Annotated in this window: 14 protein-coding genes and 1 pseudogene; 2 read left to right on the top strand and 13 right to left on the bottom strand. The window is 41.8% G+C overall.

The features are described 5' to 3' along the window. Positions 1-437: 437 nt before the first annotated feature. Complete coding sequence (locus G587_RS0108275; protein ID WP_026491853.1) at positions 438-869, top strand: hypothetical protein; 432 nt, start codon at positions 438-440, stop codon at positions 867-869. A 593-nt stretch (positions 870-1,462) separates the two neighbouring features. On the opposite strand, the gene G587_RS0108270 is transcribed toward G587_RS0108275, so the two are convergent. From G587_RS0108270 to G587_RS0108215, 12 genes and pseudogenes are all read right to left on the bottom strand, one after another. Beyond that, the gene (locus G587_RS0108270) at positions 1,463-1,651 is read right to left on the bottom strand and encodes a hypothetical protein (RefSeq protein WP_026491852.1); all 189 of its coding nucleotides are present in this window, start codon (positions 1,649-1,651) and stop codon (positions 1,463-1,465) included. Between the two features lie 166 nt (positions 1,652-1,817). Beyond that, positions 1,818-2,243 (bottom strand): DUF3021 family protein, encoded by a 426-nt coding sequence (locus G587_RS0108265; protein WP_026491851.1) that lies wholly within the window; start codon positions 2,241-2,243, stop codon positions 1,818-1,820. 22 nt (positions 2,244-2,265) lie between these two features. After that, positions 2,266-2,715, bottom strand: a complete 450-nt coding sequence (locus tag G587_RS0108260) for a LytTR family DNA-binding domain-containing protein (protein WP_026491850.1) — start codon at positions 2,713-2,715, stop codon at positions 2,266-2,268. Next, the gene (locus G587_RS0108255; RefSeq protein ID WP_026491849.1) at positions 2,715-3,626 is read right to left on the bottom strand and encodes an ABC transporter permease; all 912 of its coding nucleotides are present in this window, start codon (positions 3,624-3,626) and stop codon (positions 2,715-2,717) included. Before G587_RS0108255 ends, G587_RS0108260 begins: the two co-directional genes overlap by 1 nt. Beyond that, a complete protein-coding gene (locus G587_RS0108250; RefSeq protein WP_026491848.1) occupies positions 3,626-4,540 on the bottom strand; it encodes an ABC transporter ATP-binding protein in 915 nt (304 codons plus the stop codon). Before G587_RS0108250 ends, G587_RS0108255 begins: the two co-directional genes overlap by 1 nt. A gap of 132 nt (positions 4,541-4,672) precedes the next feature. Beyond that, positions 4,673-5,632 (bottom strand): nucleoside hydrolase, encoded by a 960-nt coding sequence (locus tag G587_RS0108245; protein WP_026491847.1) that lies wholly within the window; start codon positions 5,630-5,632, stop codon positions 4,673-4,675. Positions 5,633-5,635: 3 nt separating this feature from the next. Next, on the bottom strand, positions 5,636-6,934 hold the full coding sequence (locus G587_RS0108240) for an ABC transporter substrate-binding protein (protein WP_081673359.1): 1,299 nt from the start codon (positions 6,932-6,934) through the stop codon (positions 5,636-5,638). A gap of 36 nt (positions 6,935-6,970) precedes the next feature. Next, positions 6,971-9,583, bottom strand: a complete 2,613-nt coding sequence (locus G587_RS24340; RefSeq protein WP_196812539.1) for an ATP-binding protein — start codon at positions 9,581-9,583, stop codon at positions 6,971-6,973. A gap of 74 nt (positions 9,584-9,657) precedes the next feature. Beyond that, the gene (locus G587_RS0108230; RefSeq protein WP_026491845.1) at positions 9,658-11,391 is read right to left on the bottom strand and encodes a hypothetical protein; all 1,734 of its coding nucleotides are present in this window, start codon (positions 11,389-11,391) and stop codon (positions 9,658-9,660) included. Between the two features lie 484 nt (positions 11,392-11,875). Further along, a pseudogene (locus tag G587_RS0108225) lies at positions 11,876-12,598 on the bottom strand (amino acid ABC transporter ATP-binding protein); the annotation flags it as partial. Further along, positions 12,595-13,275 carry an amino acid ABC transporter permease gene (locus tag G587_RS21985; protein WP_051200903.1) on the bottom strand — a complete coding sequence of 227 codons (681 nt, stop codon included), beginning with the start codon at positions 13,273-13,275 and terminating at the stop codon, positions 12,595-12,597. The pseudogene G587_RS0108225 and the gene G587_RS21985, both read right to left, overlap by 4 nt. After that, positions 13,262-14,449: a glycosyltransferase gene (locus G587_RS0108215; protein WP_026491843.1), complete on the bottom strand. Its 1,188-nt coding sequence runs from the start codon at positions 14,447-14,449 to the stop codon at positions 13,262-13,264. The genes G587_RS21985 and G587_RS0108215 overlap by 14 nt, the downstream gene beginning before the upstream one ends. Before the next feature lie 237 nt (positions 14,450-14,686). Here G587_RS0108215 and G587_RS0108210 point away from each other — a divergent pair, with 237 nt between their 5' ends. Next, positions 14,687-16,945, top strand: a complete 2,259-nt coding sequence (locus G587_RS0108210; RefSeq protein ID WP_026491842.1) for an ABC transporter substrate-binding protein — start codon at positions 14,687-14,689, stop codon at positions 16,943-16,945. Positions 16,946-17,027: 82 nt separating this feature from the next. Here G587_RS0108210 and G587_RS0108205 read toward each other — a convergent pair whose 3' ends face one another. Next, positions 17,028-18,020 (bottom strand): hypothetical protein, encoded by a 993-nt coding sequence (locus tag G587_RS0108205; RefSeq protein ID WP_026491841.1) that lies wholly within the window; start codon positions 18,018-18,020, stop codon positions 17,028-17,030. Positions 18,021-18,035 lie beyond the last annotated feature (15 nt).

Raw genomic sequence — 18,035 nt, 5'->3', positions numbered from 1 at the left:
TAGTATTCTAATATTTCAATCTGCATAATTCCATTATATTTTCTATATTTATTTTTTTAATAGACTGTCCCACCTGGCAGCCAACACCTGTGTCAATCAAAAAACAAATACCAGCTAATGAATGCCAACCCATACGTGTGATAATTGTGTGATATTCCCTCTTATATGATTCATACATAAGTTTTGATGAAAAAAAGCTTTTCGAAGTAAATGAGACACGAGACGGTGCATACTTTGTATATACTGGTGACTGTGCAGGAACCTGCTATGTAGGCTTTAACGTAATCGATGGAAAATCTCCCACTGAAGTTCTTGGCAAAAAGACAGAGAACTGGAACCCTGATGATACGATAAGAAGTGAAGGGTTTTTCTATGGAGATAACTGGTCATATATCAGACGTCTTAATCCCACAGAAGGAAAAGTACCTGTATATGAGATGTATGAAGCAGCAGAATATAATGGAAAGGTTTTCCTTGTTGAGATTTATCAGACCATGGGAAATAATGACCGTATGAATTCCCAAATCAGTTACAACTTATCAATGGTGTACGATACTCTGGACTTTGATCACTTCGCTCCCCAGACAGAGTTTTCCAACTATCTCGGAACCTACCAACACGTGTATGACGAAGCAGTAGATGGGCAGGTTCAGTTAGTTACTGATACAATCACACTTAATCCTGATCACACAGGAAAAATGGAAATGCAGGATGAAGTTGATTTCTATTGGGGCAGTTCCCAGTTTTTCATGGATTCCACCTGGAACAACCGCAGGGAATTCACAATTGAAGGTGACTCCATTTATGTAAATATGGACGATAACAATTGGGTAGAATTCATCAGAGTTGAAGAGGAAGACTTAGAGTAAGAGGCTTTGAAACATTATATCCCGAAATTATTTCCATCTATAACTCTTTTGGGAAACATTCCCGGAAGGTCGATATTACTTGAAAAATTCTTACTTTCGACTATTTTCGCGTAGGATTTAGCAGCAATATTGTCTTTTCTACTTGTCCCAGCCTGGGTTTTAGTATTTATCAAGTAGTTTCTGCCTTAGTATTAACTCTTTCCTACGAGTCTTATCTATTCCTAAGCAATTTTCACGTAGTCGATTGCTTTTAGGTGGCCATTTCCTACGCGAGAAATCCCTGCTTAACCATTTTTCACGTAGTTATTGCCCGAATGGCAATTTAGGCTACTTGACCTTATTTGCTTTGTGGCGTTCGACGTGTAGTTACACTTTTCATCCCCACTAATTCATTAAACAGCAAGATAATGTCAGTTTGTATTATTAAGTATAACCCCCCTTAGTGGGGCTAAGCTGCAGATCGGTGGTGCTAAATAAAAAACAATAGTGCTGAACAAAGATCAGCAACGAACACAAAGTTCTGAAGACCACCAACATTAAGCTAAATATTGTAACAGATCATAGCAGATAATTATTTTTGGTGTAAGTGTTTTTTATTCTAAAACTTCAAGATCAGTCTCACTGTAGTAATACGGTGTGGGATTTTCGTGGTCTCCATCTATATCAACACCAATATTATGGTCCTCTCTATTGCGCAGAATACTTTCCACTACTCCTGTATAACCCGCATTAACCTCACAAGTCTCCTTAATCCTTACTTTCATTCCAAGTTCGATTTTCATATCAAAGCCTCCTTCTTTCTGCTATATTACTGCCATAATTATACTACTTCTCCACAACTAAACTACTGAATGCCGCAAACAACTCTGGTTGTTCCTGCTTCATTCTTATAGGTCGTCCTTCATGATTTAGAAATGCATGAGAAGATGTACCCTTGCATACCGTATTTTAATCCTCTTCTTTATATTTTTTAAGCGCATCTGTCATTTCATCTGCTTCTCCCTTTGACAGCATATACGAAATCACAGCTGAAATGATATAAACACCGGCCACGCTTAAGGTTACGGCAAGGCCGCCCTGCAATGTGAGCTCAAACCAGTTAAATCGTGTGCCAAGAGTCATTATGATCACGCATAGGATCAGGTAATGTGCGATGGTAAGTAATATTCTGACAGGCACGCTGATAGGCTTTCTGGGATTGTATGAAAAATAAGCAGCCGTTACCAGTGATGTCAAAAAGCTTGCCCCGAAAATCTGCGGAATGATAGCTGTCCAGATAGTATCGTATTTAAAAATATTGATCCAGACGATGACCATTATGCCTGTATTTATGATCAAAAACCATTTTAAAAATTCAGATAAAAATGCTCTCATAATATATTAGTAGTCCTCCGTTTTATTTCCCGATACCGAGCTTTTTCTTAAGCTCGGGGACATAGCCCCTTGAAATGATAATATCTTCGCCGTTTTTTAAGCTGGCGATGAATCTTCCGTTAAATTCAGGGCTTAGATGATCGATGGATTTTATGTTAACGATGGCATTTTTGGATATTCTCAAAAATGAAGAATTGGCAAGAAGCTCTTCTATTTCAAAGAGCTTCTTCCTGGTTTCAAAGCAGTTATCCCTGGTGTAAGCAAATACGCGGTTATCTGTTGCATCGAAATACAGGATATCCCTGATGGGAACCATAAGAATGCTCTCGTTTGCATAAACAGCCATAGTGTCCTTGCTTACGCCGTCCTTGAGACGACGGATTACTTTAAGAACCTCGTCGTCCAATTCTGCCATCTTTATGATGATTTCATCTTCTTCACCGGGTAACGGTGACTCAATAGTAATTTTCATTATCTGTCTTTCTTCTTGCTTATTGTTAGGAAAATAGTGGAAATGATGATAAAGACTACCCCTACAGCAATAAGTATACCCACTTTTCCCGGCTCAGACAATTGATTGTTGTTAATGAAAATGTCCATGCCCATAGTGCGGTCAACCTCCGTTCGTACTACTTCGGGCATTCCGTCGAAGAAGGTGTTTTCGAGAGGAGCCATCATTACCTTTCTGAAAAGAGAGGTTCCGTAAATGAAGGGAAAAAGCTTAACAACATGCTGCATTGTGCTGCTCATGGACCCAATGGGGAAATAAATTCCGCCAAGGAAGCCTGAAAGTGTACCAAGAATAATTCCGATTCCGCTCCATGCACTCTGGCTCTTGATGATTGATGCAAGAAGGAACATTACAGCTGAATATACAAAGTTATTAAGCATTATCAAAAGAAGAAGCTTAACGTGTACCTCAAAAGGAAGAACTTCCATCCCCTTTACTACGCCTATAGCCTCTGTAAAAGCAAAGGTTATTATGCTCATGATGACACCGCTGATCCAGGCACCTGAAATATATCCAAGTACGAATACAGGTCTTTTAACAGGCATTACAAGCAGTGAATTCAAGCGGTTTCCTGTTCTGTCCTTAATCATATTTGAGAAAAATGCATGAGTGACTGTTGATGCATTTATTGTCAGTATTCCTGCGCAGGTCCAGAGAAAACTGAACTGCTCTATTGTTTTGACATCACTGTCTGTGCCTCTTCCCGGAACCAGCTTTATTGCATCAAGAAGCTCGCCGTTGTTGATATCTCCAAGGAAAAACACCATCAGAACAATGATGATTATCATTGAAAGAAGTGAAAAAAATACAGCTGAGTAATCTCTAAAATATAAACCTATGTTTCTCTTATTTATCGCAAAAAAGCTTCTCATTATACTGCCCTCCCATATTCATTAGTGACATTCAAAAATACGTCGTCCATCTTGCCCTGTATTATTTCAAATCCATCAACGATTCCCTTTAATTTGCCCGCTGTTTCTGCTGCAGCAAAGGGATTTTTCGATTCAACACATCCGCCATAGGATGTTGTGATAAGCCTGTCTTTTCCTATAATATCCAGGACCTTGTCTCTGTTATTCTCGCTGAAATACAGCTTTAAACTGTCTTTGGCAAATCTCTCCTTTAATTCAAAGGGAGTTCCTTCCGCCAGCTTTTTTCCCTTACTAATGATTATGATCTTGTCTGCTGACTGCGCTTCTTCCATGTAGTGAGTCGTCAGGAAAACTGTCATATCAGTATTGGCCCTAAGCTTCTCAACTGCGTCCCAGACATCAACGCGGGTCGCAGGATCAAGGCCGGTTGTGGGTTCATCCAGGAAAAGAATTTTAGGCGAATGCATGAGAGCAAAAGCAATTTCACATCGCCTCTTTTGTCCTCCCGAGAGAACTCTGTATCGCTTATTCATAATATCTGAGAGTTTCAGAATATCTGAAAGATCTGAAAGACGCTTGTTTATTGTACTGTCGTCCAACCCAAGCATTTTTGAGCGTGTGACAATGTTTTCTTTAACAGTAAACAAGTCATCTAAGACATTTGATTGATAGACAACTCCGATTGACTGGCGGATTTCCATATCTTCCTTGCCAAGCTTATAGCCACAAAGATATGCATCTCCGCCATCCGGAGTAAGTATGGTTGAAAGCATGTTAACCGTCGTGGATTTTCCTGCTCCGTTTACGCCCAGAAATCCAACGAAATCGCCCTGCTTTATTTCAAAACTGAGATTATCAACCGCAAAGAATTTTCCGTATCTTTTTGTAAGATTTTTTATCTCTATTGAATTCATTTGTGCCTCCCCGATTTATCTGTGGTTATCTGTTAATCGGATAATACGGCACAAACTGAAATTGGAAAACGGATTATGAAGTAAGTTGTATTTTTAAAGGGGTAAGTTGCAAATTTGATAGTATCATCTCAATCACAGATCAGCATTTATAAGGTCCCTATAATACTCATTATCCTTACTTTTCCTGATTCTGTAGAATTTCCCCTCTGGACAGTCCTCTATAATATCAGCTCCGTCCTGATCAATTTCGATATTACATTTTTCACATGTTATCCCATGAATTTCAGCATCTATAAAATTAGCACAAACAAACACTGTAAAAGCATCCCAGGATGGCGTTCCATTTTCAGCGCCTCTGTTCTTCAATGCCCATGCAAGATAGTCGGTTTCAGCCATGTCCTGAAGATTGCCGCCGCACATAAGCGGGCCGCCAAGGTCGTATGTATATATGAAAAGCGGCACAGCGCTGCCCCATTTTTCAAATACATATCCGGCACTAACAGGTGCAAATGGCACATAGGCATAATTAAAATCCACGCCCGCGGGGTAAACACCGCCGGTCACGTGTAATTCCTTTACCTTTTCTCTTATAAGCTCCATCCCGCTAAGAGGGCTGTACTCATCTCCTTGTGAGATCATAAGCTCATAAATATTTGTAAGATAGCCTGTGGTGACAATAGATACCGGTGCATCTGCTTCGGCAAGTGTCCTTCTTAGTAACTTAACAGCATCTATCTTCTCATTACTTGATGCGGTTTCAGAAAGCTTATCCCAATATGCCGGGTGACTGGTATCGTTCGGGTACGGACTAACTCCTACAGGAACATCTCCAAAGCCTTCTTTTGTAAGCATCCCAGCTATTGCATCTTCATTACCCATTACATTACTTGTAACGGCTAGAAGCTTCACTTTATTCTGGGCATCATATACTTCAGCAAGGCGGATAGCCATAATATCATCCGCATCCTCGCACATATCCACATCAAGTATCATAAGTGTGGCATTATCGTCAGCTTTTACATCAATACTAAAAAAACTGAGTCCTATCACGAATGACAGCAATAACGCCAGTCTGGTAACAACATACTTCAAACTCTATTCCTCCGGAATACTTCCGTAAGCAGCAACAGCCTCATCCACTGTCATCTCGCCATTTCCAACAGCATAAATAGCAGCTCTGAATTGTCTGACCGCAGGATCCAAAAGACCGGTTTCCTTGTCGCTAAAGCTCCTGTCAGCAGGTATATCAGCCAGGGCAGAATAGATTTCATCAGACGAAAAATCGTCAACAGGTGGAATCAGTCTCTTTAAGCCTGCCATGTTGCCAAGCTCCTTCTTGCTGATAAGAAAGCGCATAAATTCATTGGCCATGTCTATATTTCTGCTGTTTTTATTAACGGAAAAGCAAATACTAATTGAATTGATGAAATAACCGCCGTCGTCACCTGCAGGTGCGGTAAAGAATTTATATTTAAAGGGATTCGCGGTAAAGGCATCGGACTTGCTCTCTCTCTTGGCTGTGCCTGAAACCACATCACCTGTAGCGAACATCATCGGCACATCACCCTCGAAAAATCTCATGATTACCGAGTCGTATTCGTCCACGATCTCCTCCTGGCATTTTGCTACATCGATGCAATCAGAGTTCACAAATTCGTTAAGTCTCTCCAAAGCAGGACGCATCAGCTCTCCCGATGACGGCTCGAAGTTATTGAGGGCGTCGATTTTATCGCTGTTCTTTGTGACATTATATGCAAACATCGGATAAACGAAGCAGTTAAACAAACCGGATCCGCTGAACCTGTCCGCACCCATCATAGGAGATTCATAGCCTGCATTTTTTAGCTTTGTGCAGACCTCCATAAGCTCTTTGAAATTTGTCGGAACCTTTAAGCCTTCTTTTTCAAAGATATCCATGTTCACAAGCATTCCATATGAGGTTGTAAAAATCGGAAGCATTACAACATCTCCAGAATCCGTAGTCCTTATCAGTGACTCCCTGATGCAGGAATAATCGATACCGGAAGAAGAATCGGACAAAACCTCGCAGGCATCAAACATAGCATCATACATTTCATTGCCGACCATCCAGCTGCTAGTCGTAAAGATATCCGGCGGCTCGTTATTTACAAGGGCGCTTGAGATGACGTTATTGTAATCATCCATGGTTACATACTCTAAATTGGCATTGGGATAATACTCATAAAAGCGCTCAAACTCTGCTTCAAGCGATTCAAAGTTACCGTAACTGCCCGCAACAGTCAAAGAAAACTCCGTATCCTTGTCATACTTTGGAACAAAGGCAGCTTCCTCTTTTTTTCCATTGCCACAGCCCGGCAAAAGAAGCATAGTAGCCATACCTAAAGACAATAGCGTTTTAAAGGATTTCCTCATAAGAATTACCTCCAGTCATTATCTGCTAAGACTATCCTATTTATCCGATTCCTCCAGGTCCTTTAGTGGTTCAAGATCCTTCGCAAGCTGTCTGTACCTGGAAATTAGTTCGCCAAGTTCTTTTTCCAGTATTTCCTGATCACCGCTGTTTCCGGCCTTCTCAAGCCTTGCGGCGAATTCTCCCAGCTCCAGTGCGCCTATCGATCGTGAAGTGCTCTTAAGCGCATGTACCTTTATTGTTGTATTTTTTATATCTCTTTCGGCCCAGTATTTCTCGATTTCTTCCGCCTTCTTCTCCGCACTGCCAAGGTATGTCTCAAGAGCCATCAAATAATCCTCGCAGTCGCCGCAATAATCCAGCCCTGAGTCTATATCAAGCTCCTTAATATCACGCAGAAAATCCGGAAGCACATACTCGTCAGTGTCATTGTTATCGGATGTGGTGTCCTCCTTATCGGATACAATAGTCACCTTATCCTCAGGAAGATACTGTAATAACATCATCTCAAGACGTTCTGCATCGATCGGCTTGGTGAGATAGTCATCAAATCCGGCTTTCGTATACATCTCACGCATACCCGATATCGCATTGGCGGTAAGACAGATTACCGGTGTCTCTTTATTCGGAGTATCCGTTATGTCCTTCATCTCATTAAGGGTCTCTATACCATCTTTATCCGGCATCATGTGATCCAGGAAAATGGCATCATAACTTTTCTTGGCAAAAAGCGATATGCATTCATCACCACTTTCCGCCGTATCGATCTGTAGTCCTGTTCTCTTAAGCAGATTTACAAACACCGTGAGATTAACAGGAGTATCATCAACCACAAGCACCCTTGCCTCAGGAGCTGTGAACTTCTCATGGTAGTTTGCCCTCTCACTTGTTGAACGTCTGAAGGCCTCCTCGAAATCTCCAATGGGATCCCATTTAACGACCTTCTGCTCAAGTTCAAAGGAAAATACCGAGCCCTTGCCATATTCGCTCTGGACCTCAAGATGACTGCCCATCATGTCAAGAAATCTCTGGACAATAGTCATACCAAGACCTGTGCCCTCGATGTTCCTGTTTCTTTTTTCCTCAATTCGCTCAAAGGCAACGAACAGCTTATCAAGATCCTCAGGTTTTATTCCTATACCGGTGTCTGCAACACTTACTTTAAGCCTGACCCTATCCGGCTTATCCTGCATCTTATCTGCATGTATGGAAAAGGTTATGCCCCCCTGTTTGGTATATTTAACGGCGTTCGAGAGGATATTAATGATTACCTGCTTAATCCTGATCTCATCTCCGTTAAGGACCATGGGGATATTTTTGTCTATATTCAGGTTAAAAGAAAGCCCCTTGTCTTCCGCTTTCTTTTGCACCATATTTACAAGATCATTGAGGAGGGAAGCAAAACTGTAATCAACGTTTATTATTTCCATTTTTCCGGCTTCTATCTTGGAGAAATCCAGAATATCGTTGATGATGCCAAGGAGCGTGCTTCCCGCCGTTTTTATGCTCTCCGAGTGCATTCTGATATTATCGTCCCTGGTCTCACGAAGTATCATCTCGTTCAAGCCCAGTATCGCGTTCATAGGCGTGCGGATATCATGGGACATGGTGGACAGAAAGCTGGATTTGGCCTCATTGGCCTGATTTGCCTGCTTCGCAGCCTCTGACAGCTCGCGATTGTAATTCATCATTACAATCGAATTAAATATCAGAAGAATCAAAAAGCCAACTGTAGCTATTCCAAGAAGCTGCCAGTCTATGGACCTGCTTGCCACCAGATCATTCACAGGTATATAGGCAAGCAGAAACCATGTCGTCATAGTCTCAAGAGGCGTGTAGGATAAAATACAGTCCTCTTTCTTGAAGTTTTTGATCGTCATGGTACCGGTCCCACCGGCTATCTCCTTGATCACGCGCTCATATTCCTCAGACGTAGCCGCATTATAGGACTTGTAGTACTCAAAAAAATTACTGTTCTTAAAGGACTTACCGTGGACAACGTAATTACCTTCCTTGTCCACGAGACTTATCTCGACATTCTCGTATTCACCTTTGAGGAAAACCAACTTTTGCTCAAGACGGCTCAAAGGAACAACACGCATCAGAAGGCCCTTCTTTTGCTCACCACTTTCTTTGTCAAGCACAGTCACATTGTTTAAGAACGCAATGGACTGCACACCATTCATAGGATTTGTGTAGGCTCTGGTGAGATTAACGACATCGGACGTATCGCTTACACTAATATTGTCAAAAATTTTTAGATTCTTGTAAGAAACCGTATAAACACTGGGGTCAGACACCCTGGCTGTCGTGGAAATGCCTTCCCTGTCAGGACTGTCAAGAAAGATCAGATGTCCCTCAATCTCTGATGAAATCTTGGCCTTTCTGATAAAGGATACAGCGTCCTCTGCCGTCATCGGGGCGCCATCCTCCGCTGAACGATTGATATAGTTCGCCCAAATATCACAGAGATGCTGCTCATCCTCAAGGTAATTGGCGATGATCTGATTTGTGGTCATGGTCATCTTTTCAAAGGCGATGATCTCATTTTTATTGCTCTCTTCCGCCTTAGTATTCGCATACCTGATGATAAAGAACAGGATAACTCCCATTATTAAGAGATTTATTGTTATTATCAGCCCTCTTTTCACCCTCTGGCCTCCGGCTTCCGGTCAATGTTTCTTTAAATCGATAAAAGCGCATAGATGTTTCCCGCTCTTTTTGATTATTTTCTCCTTATGTAGTTATTGCATTCAGTGATGAATGCCTGCATATCCTTATACATCTGATCTATGGTTTCCGGATCTCCACTACCCAGATATGAATCATCTTCAATAAGACTATTGTAAAATTCTACATTTCTGCCATTGAAGTAATAATCCTTGAGAGTGAAATAAGCCATATAGATGTAAGGGAAATTATTATTTAAATTGTTCCCTATGTCTGTTCCGAAATAAAACTCATATTTCCGGCCAATTGATTCTCCCTGCTCTTTTAAGCTATCCGGCATATGATTTTTAATAGAGTCCTTCACCCAGTTTCCAAGCCTGCGTGCTTCCTCCTGGACACCATTACCCTCTCTGTAGGGGTTGGATGCGCGGAACCTTTTGAGAATATCACCTCTCACAAGGCCTTTGAGAGGATCATTGTTCGGAATTTTATCGTCGTCAGAGTCTTTAGCCTGATCACTGTCCTGGTTATTAATATCAGGATTTTCACAGTGACTGATAGTTACCTTATTACCTGTTTTTTCATCAAGACGGATAAACGACGTTTCCACTCTTTTATACGCATATCGTAGACCGTCATCATCCTTCTGAGCCCTGCGCTCTTTGTTTTGGATAACGTAGATATAACCATCAACGGCTTCAACAGTCTCAACCGACAATCTGGTATCCTTCTCACCGGTTAACTCTGTTTCATATCCGGAAGCTACCTTTACAAATTCGGCATCATCATTATAAAAGCCAATGTTCCCATGAGGATCAAGTGATGCAGTATTGGGCCTTCCTTCAACATAAAGAAGCTTGCCATCCTTTACCATGACAGTACGGGAATATCGCTCTTCTCCATCTTTTTTCTTCGTTTCTTCAGGAATGATTTCTTCAAGGCTGCCTGCTTTACCCACTTTTACTTTTACACAATTTGAACCTTTATAGATATAGCTTGAGCCCTCGTAAAAGACAAGCTGTAAATAAACATATCCGTCTTCTTCCATACATCTGCTTACACTGCCGGGCGTTTTTTTAGTTCCCTGCAGCTCCGGAAGTTCTCCGTAAACTGTTTCTTCACCTGTTTCTAAGTCAAATCCTGAAAGACTACCGTAGCCTTCTTTTTCCTTTGTAATACAAAAAAGCTGTGTCTTACCTATTCCTGCATAATCATATAACTTACTTGATGTAACAGGTTCCTTGTAGCCACCATCCTCATCACAGATATATAAATGCAATTTATGGTCTTTTGAATTAAAGCCACCTGTAACAAAGTATTTTCCTGAAGGCTGTGTGCCATAAATATTTGTTCCCGGAAGCTCCTTTGTATCAGATCCATCCAATGAAACTGAGCGAACGTTGTTCTGTCCGGCAGGACTGTTAGAGCTTAGTATTAAGCGACCACCGGATATAACAATACGCCCCTGCGACATATCCTCGAAAAGCGGCTCTGTTTCTAAGGTTTTGCAATCCATAGCAACAATCGTGCCTTTACTGTTTGGAATATCCGCATAATTACCCCAGATTGCAGATTTTTTCATGTCATCTTCACTTGGAATTCTGAAATAAACGTGTCCGTTATATTGGACAAAGTGTCTCCCATTACCCGGGATTGCATCTGCTTCACTTGTTGCTTTAGCTGAAACTGTCTTACCGGCAGATACTTTTTCCGAGAAGCCTGTAAGAATTGCTGCCGTGAGCATAAATACCCCGATGCTTCTGATAAATTTCTGATTCCTTTTATACATAGTACTCCCTCAACTTTTTTATTATATTATCTTTTTTATTATACTATATGTTAATATGTGCTTCCGTACGACTCTGCTCACCCTTAAAATTGGTGACATTTCATTTCTTGCTTTACAGCTCTATCCTGATCCGGTTCCTGTCGCCCTCTCTTTGACACCTTATGCTCTTAGCCATCTTTTTAAGAATTGTTACTCCAAGTCCATCATCCTCCTGCCCGAAGGGATCAAACTCTTTTCCTCCGGAGGTAATGGCCAGCTCCGTTGTACAATTTGCTTCCGAATACGAAATATCTATATTTATATCCACTTCATCGCTTTTCTCATAGCAGCCACCCAGCATTTCGTATATGAGCTCCTCTGAGCAAATCTGAAGTCTGTAAATCTGCTTCTGACTAAGACCGTATTTTTCTCCAAACGATTGTATTCCGCCCTGAAGTGCCATCAGATCAAACCCACGCTCTTTTATCTCATAGTTGAAATACTTGATCTTCTGGATGAATGCTATGGTCTTTTCACGCTTCGGGCTATCAAATATCTCTGTGGGCGTCCCCTGCTCATAAATACCACCATCCGCAAGGAACAGCACCCTGTTCGCAACCTCTCTGGCAAAATTCATTTCGTGGGTTACAATAAGCATGCTCATATCGCGCTTTGCAAGCATTCGTATAACCGCAAGAACCTCGCCCACCATCGGCGGATCAAGGGCACTTGTCGGTTCGTCGAATAACAGAACCTTGGGCTCCATCATCAGGCAACGGCATATCGCTATTCTCTGCTGCTGACCACCTGACAGCGCCTCAGGCCATCTGTGTGCTCGAGAAGCTAAGCCCACCTGAGAAAGCAGCTCCATTGCCTTTTCTTCAGCATCCTTTCTGGACATGCCCTTTAGCTTCACAGGAGCAAGACAGAGGTTATCCATCACATCCATCTCTGAAAAAAGGTGGAATTTCTGGAATACCATTCCCATGCTCTGCCTGATTTCATCCACATTTGCCCCTTGTTCAGTGATCTCGCGGCCATCTATGAAAATCTGCCCGGCGCTTGGCTTTTCCAGCAGTGTCAGTGACCTTAGGAGCACGCTTTTTCCACATCCGGAGCCACCGATTATGGCGATTCTGTCACCACGTTCAACTGTCAGATCTATTCCCTTTAAAACCTCATTGGGGCCAAAGGATTTTCTTAATCCCTTAACTTCTATAAGGCTCATACGGCAGGCCCCCTTTTCTTTTCACTTATCTTATCTGTCAGTGTGAAAAAGCCAAACACGACGTAAGAAAAGGCAAGGTATATCAGCATACCAATGGAAATCGTAAGAAGCGGCTGCATCGTTCTGGCCGCAGTATTGTTAATAACCCTTGTAAGATCAGTGATCGTAACGTATCCAACAACGCTGGTCCACTGAATGAGGTTAACTATCGTGGACTGATAGACGGGCTTTGCAATACGGAGAACCTGTGGAAGTGTCACAAGGCGGAAGGTCGCCCACGCTGAAAATCCCAGTGTTCTCGCTGCCTCTGCCTGTCCCTTGTCAGCTGCAAGAAGCGCTGAGCGCAGGAGCTCTGCCACATGTGCCGACACATTAAGTGCAAAGGTGATGATAGCTACTGTGAGAGGCTTTAGCCCTGCTTTTGCAAAAACTCCATAATACAAAAGCAGCAGAAGCATCAGCACCGGCGTTCCTCTCAGGATTGCAATATATCCGGAGGCAATCCCTCTGATTATGGGATTTTTACGCGTTCTAAAAAGACATACCACAGCTCCCAGCACGGTTCCCAAAACCAGCGCAGCAAACGATATCTGCACAGTTACCAAAAGTCCGGCCAGTATGGTCTTCCACGAATCTCCCGCAATTAAAATTTTGTCTAATTTTTCATAAAGAGTCATTGTACAAGACCTCCACCTGTTTGGTGATGATCTCGCCATATATTTCCAGCATACTGTCCACAAAATGTCTGTCGCTAAAGCGTGCTGACATTTCCCTGGCATTTTCTCCCATTTCCAGGCGCATATCCTCATTTTCAAGAAGCTGCATTACATGTCTGCCATACTCATCACCATTTTCGAAGGAATATCCATTTACTCCGTTTTCAAGGATGCCCTTAAGGCACGGATCATTTCGGCAGATAATAGGAAGTCCGCAGGCCATGGCCTCAATATATGAGAGGCTGTTCACCTCGAAATCCGATGCCGAAACAAAGAGCGTCCCGATATTATAAAATCGATAAACCCGTTCAGGAGAAACTCTTCCCGTGAAGGTTACCGCATCCTTTATTTTTAATTTTTCAGCCTGTTTCTCCAGCTTTTGCCTATATAAACCATCGCCTACAATAACAAGCTGAATATCCGGATCCTTTTCCAGAAGCTTTTTCGTCCATTCCAGAATGTCTGTTATTTTCTTTTCCTTAGCAAGTCTTGCTACTACAAGAAGAATCTTCTTATTGTCCCGGATACCGTATTTTCTCATTAATTCCCTGCGCTCACCTGGCGGAACGCTCTTTTGAAGCTTATGCAAATTTATTCCATTATTTAAAACTGTAGCTTTGTCCTTTATGAATTTATGCTGATCGAATGTCAGCGCTTTTTCAGACGGCAGTATGACACGACTTGCGTGCTTATATGCAAAATATCCCCATACTATCGAGGCTATGGTTAATGGAAATGTATTATGAAATCTGCCAAAAACATATTTTGCATAATCTGTGTGAGATGTCATGACTAAGGGCGCACCACAAGCATCCGAGATCATATTTGCAATGATCCCGGTGGAGCCCTCTGTATGAGCATGAATAATATCAGGCTTCCATGCGACTATTTCATCTATAAATGCATGCTTTCGAACAAAGCTCTTTTTCCATTCCGGCCAAAAAGCTGATCTGTACGATTGCAGATAATAGTCATCGCCATTTTTATAGTTGAACTTCTTATCCGATAAAGTAAGGACCCTGACGTCGATTCTGCGTCTTCTCATCTCATCAGCACAGATGGCTGCGATCTGGGCAACGCCGTTTATCTCATCTCTGTACCCATCGGAAGTAATTAAGACCTTTAGACGGTTCATATGCAATCCCCCTCGAATTTCATTCCCATCTAAGATTGGTATTAAATAAGCTTCTTAACGTTTTTTGCGAAAATGTCCCTCATACTTAATGATACAACATTTCGTTATTCGATAATCTTAAATATGTATAAACAGAGCTAATATCCGTAAATGAACGGCAGTTGACAATTATCTCTGTTTATGCTACAAGTGTACTAGTTCATCTAGTACACGTAACACGCAATTAAGGAGATAGTTATGAAAAAAGAGAATTTGTTCAGAGTAATAGCCATATTCATGTGTTCCGCGGTCTTTTTATGTGCATGTGGAAAAAAGAATGACGCATCGGTTATCAGTACCAGTCCGGCAACTGCAGAAGCTGATAAAGAGCATATCTATAACCTTGAGAATATCGAGCTTCCTATCACCGGGAAATACAGCATAAACTACATGGGCAGAGGAAAGGATTACCTCTTCCTTACTGCCAACATGTATGAGACAGAGAACGTGAACAGACAGCTATTCAAGGTGTCACTGTCAACCGGAGAGGTCTCCGAGATTCCTTTTGTTCTTGGAAAAAATGAGGACATAGACAATTTAGCCGGTGATCAGAATGACAATGTCTATATTTTTAAAGTTGAAAATAGCGAAGAATCCGATGGTAAAAAGAAAGGTTCAATCGTAAAGCTTTCCTCTGAAGGGGAACCGATCTGGGAAGCTCCGCTGACAGAGGAGGACCTAAATAATTACGTCCAGTCAGTAGCTTACCTTAAGGATAAAGGAATAATGACCTGCGCCGAGGGTAACATTTCCCTCTATGACGAGAATACAGGTGAGGGCCGTGTTGTTATTAAGAAGGATAACGGCGAAGAATATTATTACGGATCACTTTTTGCCTCCAAGACTGGCGATGTATATCTGTCAGAGGATGATTCCAGTGACGATAATAGATATCGTGTTAAAAAATACAATCCGGAAAAAATGGAGTTTGATGAGGAGTTTTTGCTTCCTAATGGTGTTTATGGCAGCAATATATATCCCGGAGAATCCTACGATTTTTACTACGAGGACTATGCCAAAATCGTAGCCTTCAACTTGGGGGATGAGGAAACAACCCTTGTATGTGACTACACATCCTCTGATATCCTCTCCTGCTACATGAATTATATCTGTGAAGCGCCTGATGGAACCTTTTTTATAGTTAATCGTGATGACAACGGCGACTCAGCCCTTGGATGCATGACCAAGGTTAACGCGTCTGATGTAAAGGACAAGGAAACACTGACTCTGGGCGTAGTCTATGTACCTGATTCTGTCAGAAGTCAGGTCGTGAAGTTCAATAAAAAGAGCGATAAATACAAGATTCAGATAATCGATTATGGTGAATCCTTAACTGAGGATACTGTAGCAGCATATGATGAGGTTTTAAAGCGCATAGGTCTCGATCTCACCCAGGGCTGCGGTCCGGACATGCTTGTCGTTGATTTCGATATGCCCCTCGAGAGCTATGTGGAAAAAGGTGCTATCGAGCCATTGGATTCATATTTTGATAACGATCCAGAGCTCAATACCCAGGACTTTTTACAGAATATACTGGACTCCACAAAGATTGATGGCAAGATGTACTCTATTTTGCCACTTTATGGAATCGACACCTGCGTAGTATCAAAGGATGTCGTAGGCGATCAGACAGTTACCCTCTCTAATTATGAGGACATTTGTAAGAGCAATGGCATGGATCCCCAGCTGGGAATGGGCTCTCAGACCAGAGAGATGGCTGTATCCCTGTACTCCACCATCGGCAATACCTTTGTCGATTACGCACAGGGCACCTGCAGCTTCGATTCCGATGACTTCATAAGCTTTTTGCAGTTTGTAAAGCAGTTCCCTGCTACTTCCGAGGAAACAGGCTTTGAGTATGAAGATTTTGAAACCTTTTACAGAGAAAAGAAGTCGTTACTATATGAGTACTTCCTCACTTCCTTTGAAGATTATCAGGTCCTGAAAAAGGGATACTTTGGAACAGATGTGGAATTCAACGGCTTCCCCACTGCAGATGGCGGAAAGTCCTTCATCAGACCCTTTGTCAGACTGGCGATGAATCACGATTCCAAGAACAAAGAGGCTGCCTGGGAGTTCATGAGATCCTTTATACTGGATGATTATCAGAATAATGTTGAATGGGGCTTACCCATAAGACGAAGCGCGCTTGATGCACTTGCTGCCAAGGCTCAGGAAAAACCCTACTATATCGATGAAGATGGCAAAAAGGTAGAAGGTGGTAGTGTTTGGGGTATAGGTGATATTGAAGTTGAGATAACCGAGCTCTCCAAGGAAGAAACTCAGCAGGTTGTAGATTTTATTGAATCGGTTACAGATATCGAGAGCTATGAGTTGAAGGTAAACGACATTATTTCCGAAGAAGCCGGCGCCTTTTATGAAGACCAGAAATCAGCCCAGGAAGTTGCGGATGTAATCCAAAGCAGAGTTTCTTTATATCTTAGTGAGAATTTTTAAACAGAATATCCATTGCTTTTCCCATAATAACCAAATAGGACTGTGGCAATCATGCCACAGTCCTATATTTTTGCTCTCTATTTTACTTTGCCCAGTCCGCGTCAGATATTCTGCACATATCGGTATTTATAACCTTTTCGGTTTTTCCCGTTTGGGTATCATAGACATAAACCCATGAATTCTTCAGCATTTGTCTTAAGTAATACATAATATATCTGCCATCCTCTGAAACCTTCACATTATAATTTCCCTGGCCCCATAACTTATCAGGATTTGCCTCAGTTAAAAGCGCAGTATACCTTTTGGTTTCAAGATCATATTTCATGATTTTTCCATCTCCGATAAAGATGATGGACTTTTCATCAGGCGACAGCGCCAGATCATAAAACTTATTTATTGTTACATCGATGACTGTAGCCCTTCCCAAAGGAATATTAAACCAGTACAGATTTCTCCTTATTTTTCCATCATGATAACCCGTACCGAAAAAATAGGCATTCCTCTCATCAGCTGTAAAAACCATTTTGCTTAACAGTAAATCATTTGAACCCTCAGCATTTCCGACTTTTTTATAGGTGTCTTCATCGGGAATGTACTTATATATATTTCCTCCATTTGAATAATAGATAGCCGTTTTATCCGGGTTATAACAATACCTGGATACATGTATTTCTTCGCCGGTATCGGTATCAATGAACTTATAGGATTCATCCTGCGCATCCTCTTCACTGACTTCACTGATCTTCTCATAGGTATTACTGCTACTGTCCCAGCGACCGTTCACCACTTTGGTTTCTTTATTATTTACAGTCTTTGTTCCTGTGAAAACTATATCCGGATATCGTCCCAGAGCTTTCTGACGAGCGCTTTCCTTAAAATGATATATCCCCACAGAAGCGGCTATCACAAGCGCAATTCCCAGGAGAGTCCATTTCAAATATTTCCCCTTGAACCATTTGCTTCTTGCCAGCAAAATGATAATCCATGTAAGGATGGCAATACCGCCGGAAATCAACATTGCCGGAAGTAAAATCTGAAAGAAAAACGCTACAATATGGAAATCAATTAACATCATGGCCCCGTTCCCCCT

Origin of the sequence: Butyrivibrio sp. XPD2002 (assembly GCF_000423945.1) — a bacterium.
Classification (GTDB): domain Bacteria; phylum Bacillota; class Clostridia; order Lachnospirales; family Lachnospiraceae; genus Butyrivibrio.
The sequence above is the reverse complement of the archived record's forward strand: the minus strand, read 5'-3'. Positions and strand labels throughout refer to the sequence as shown.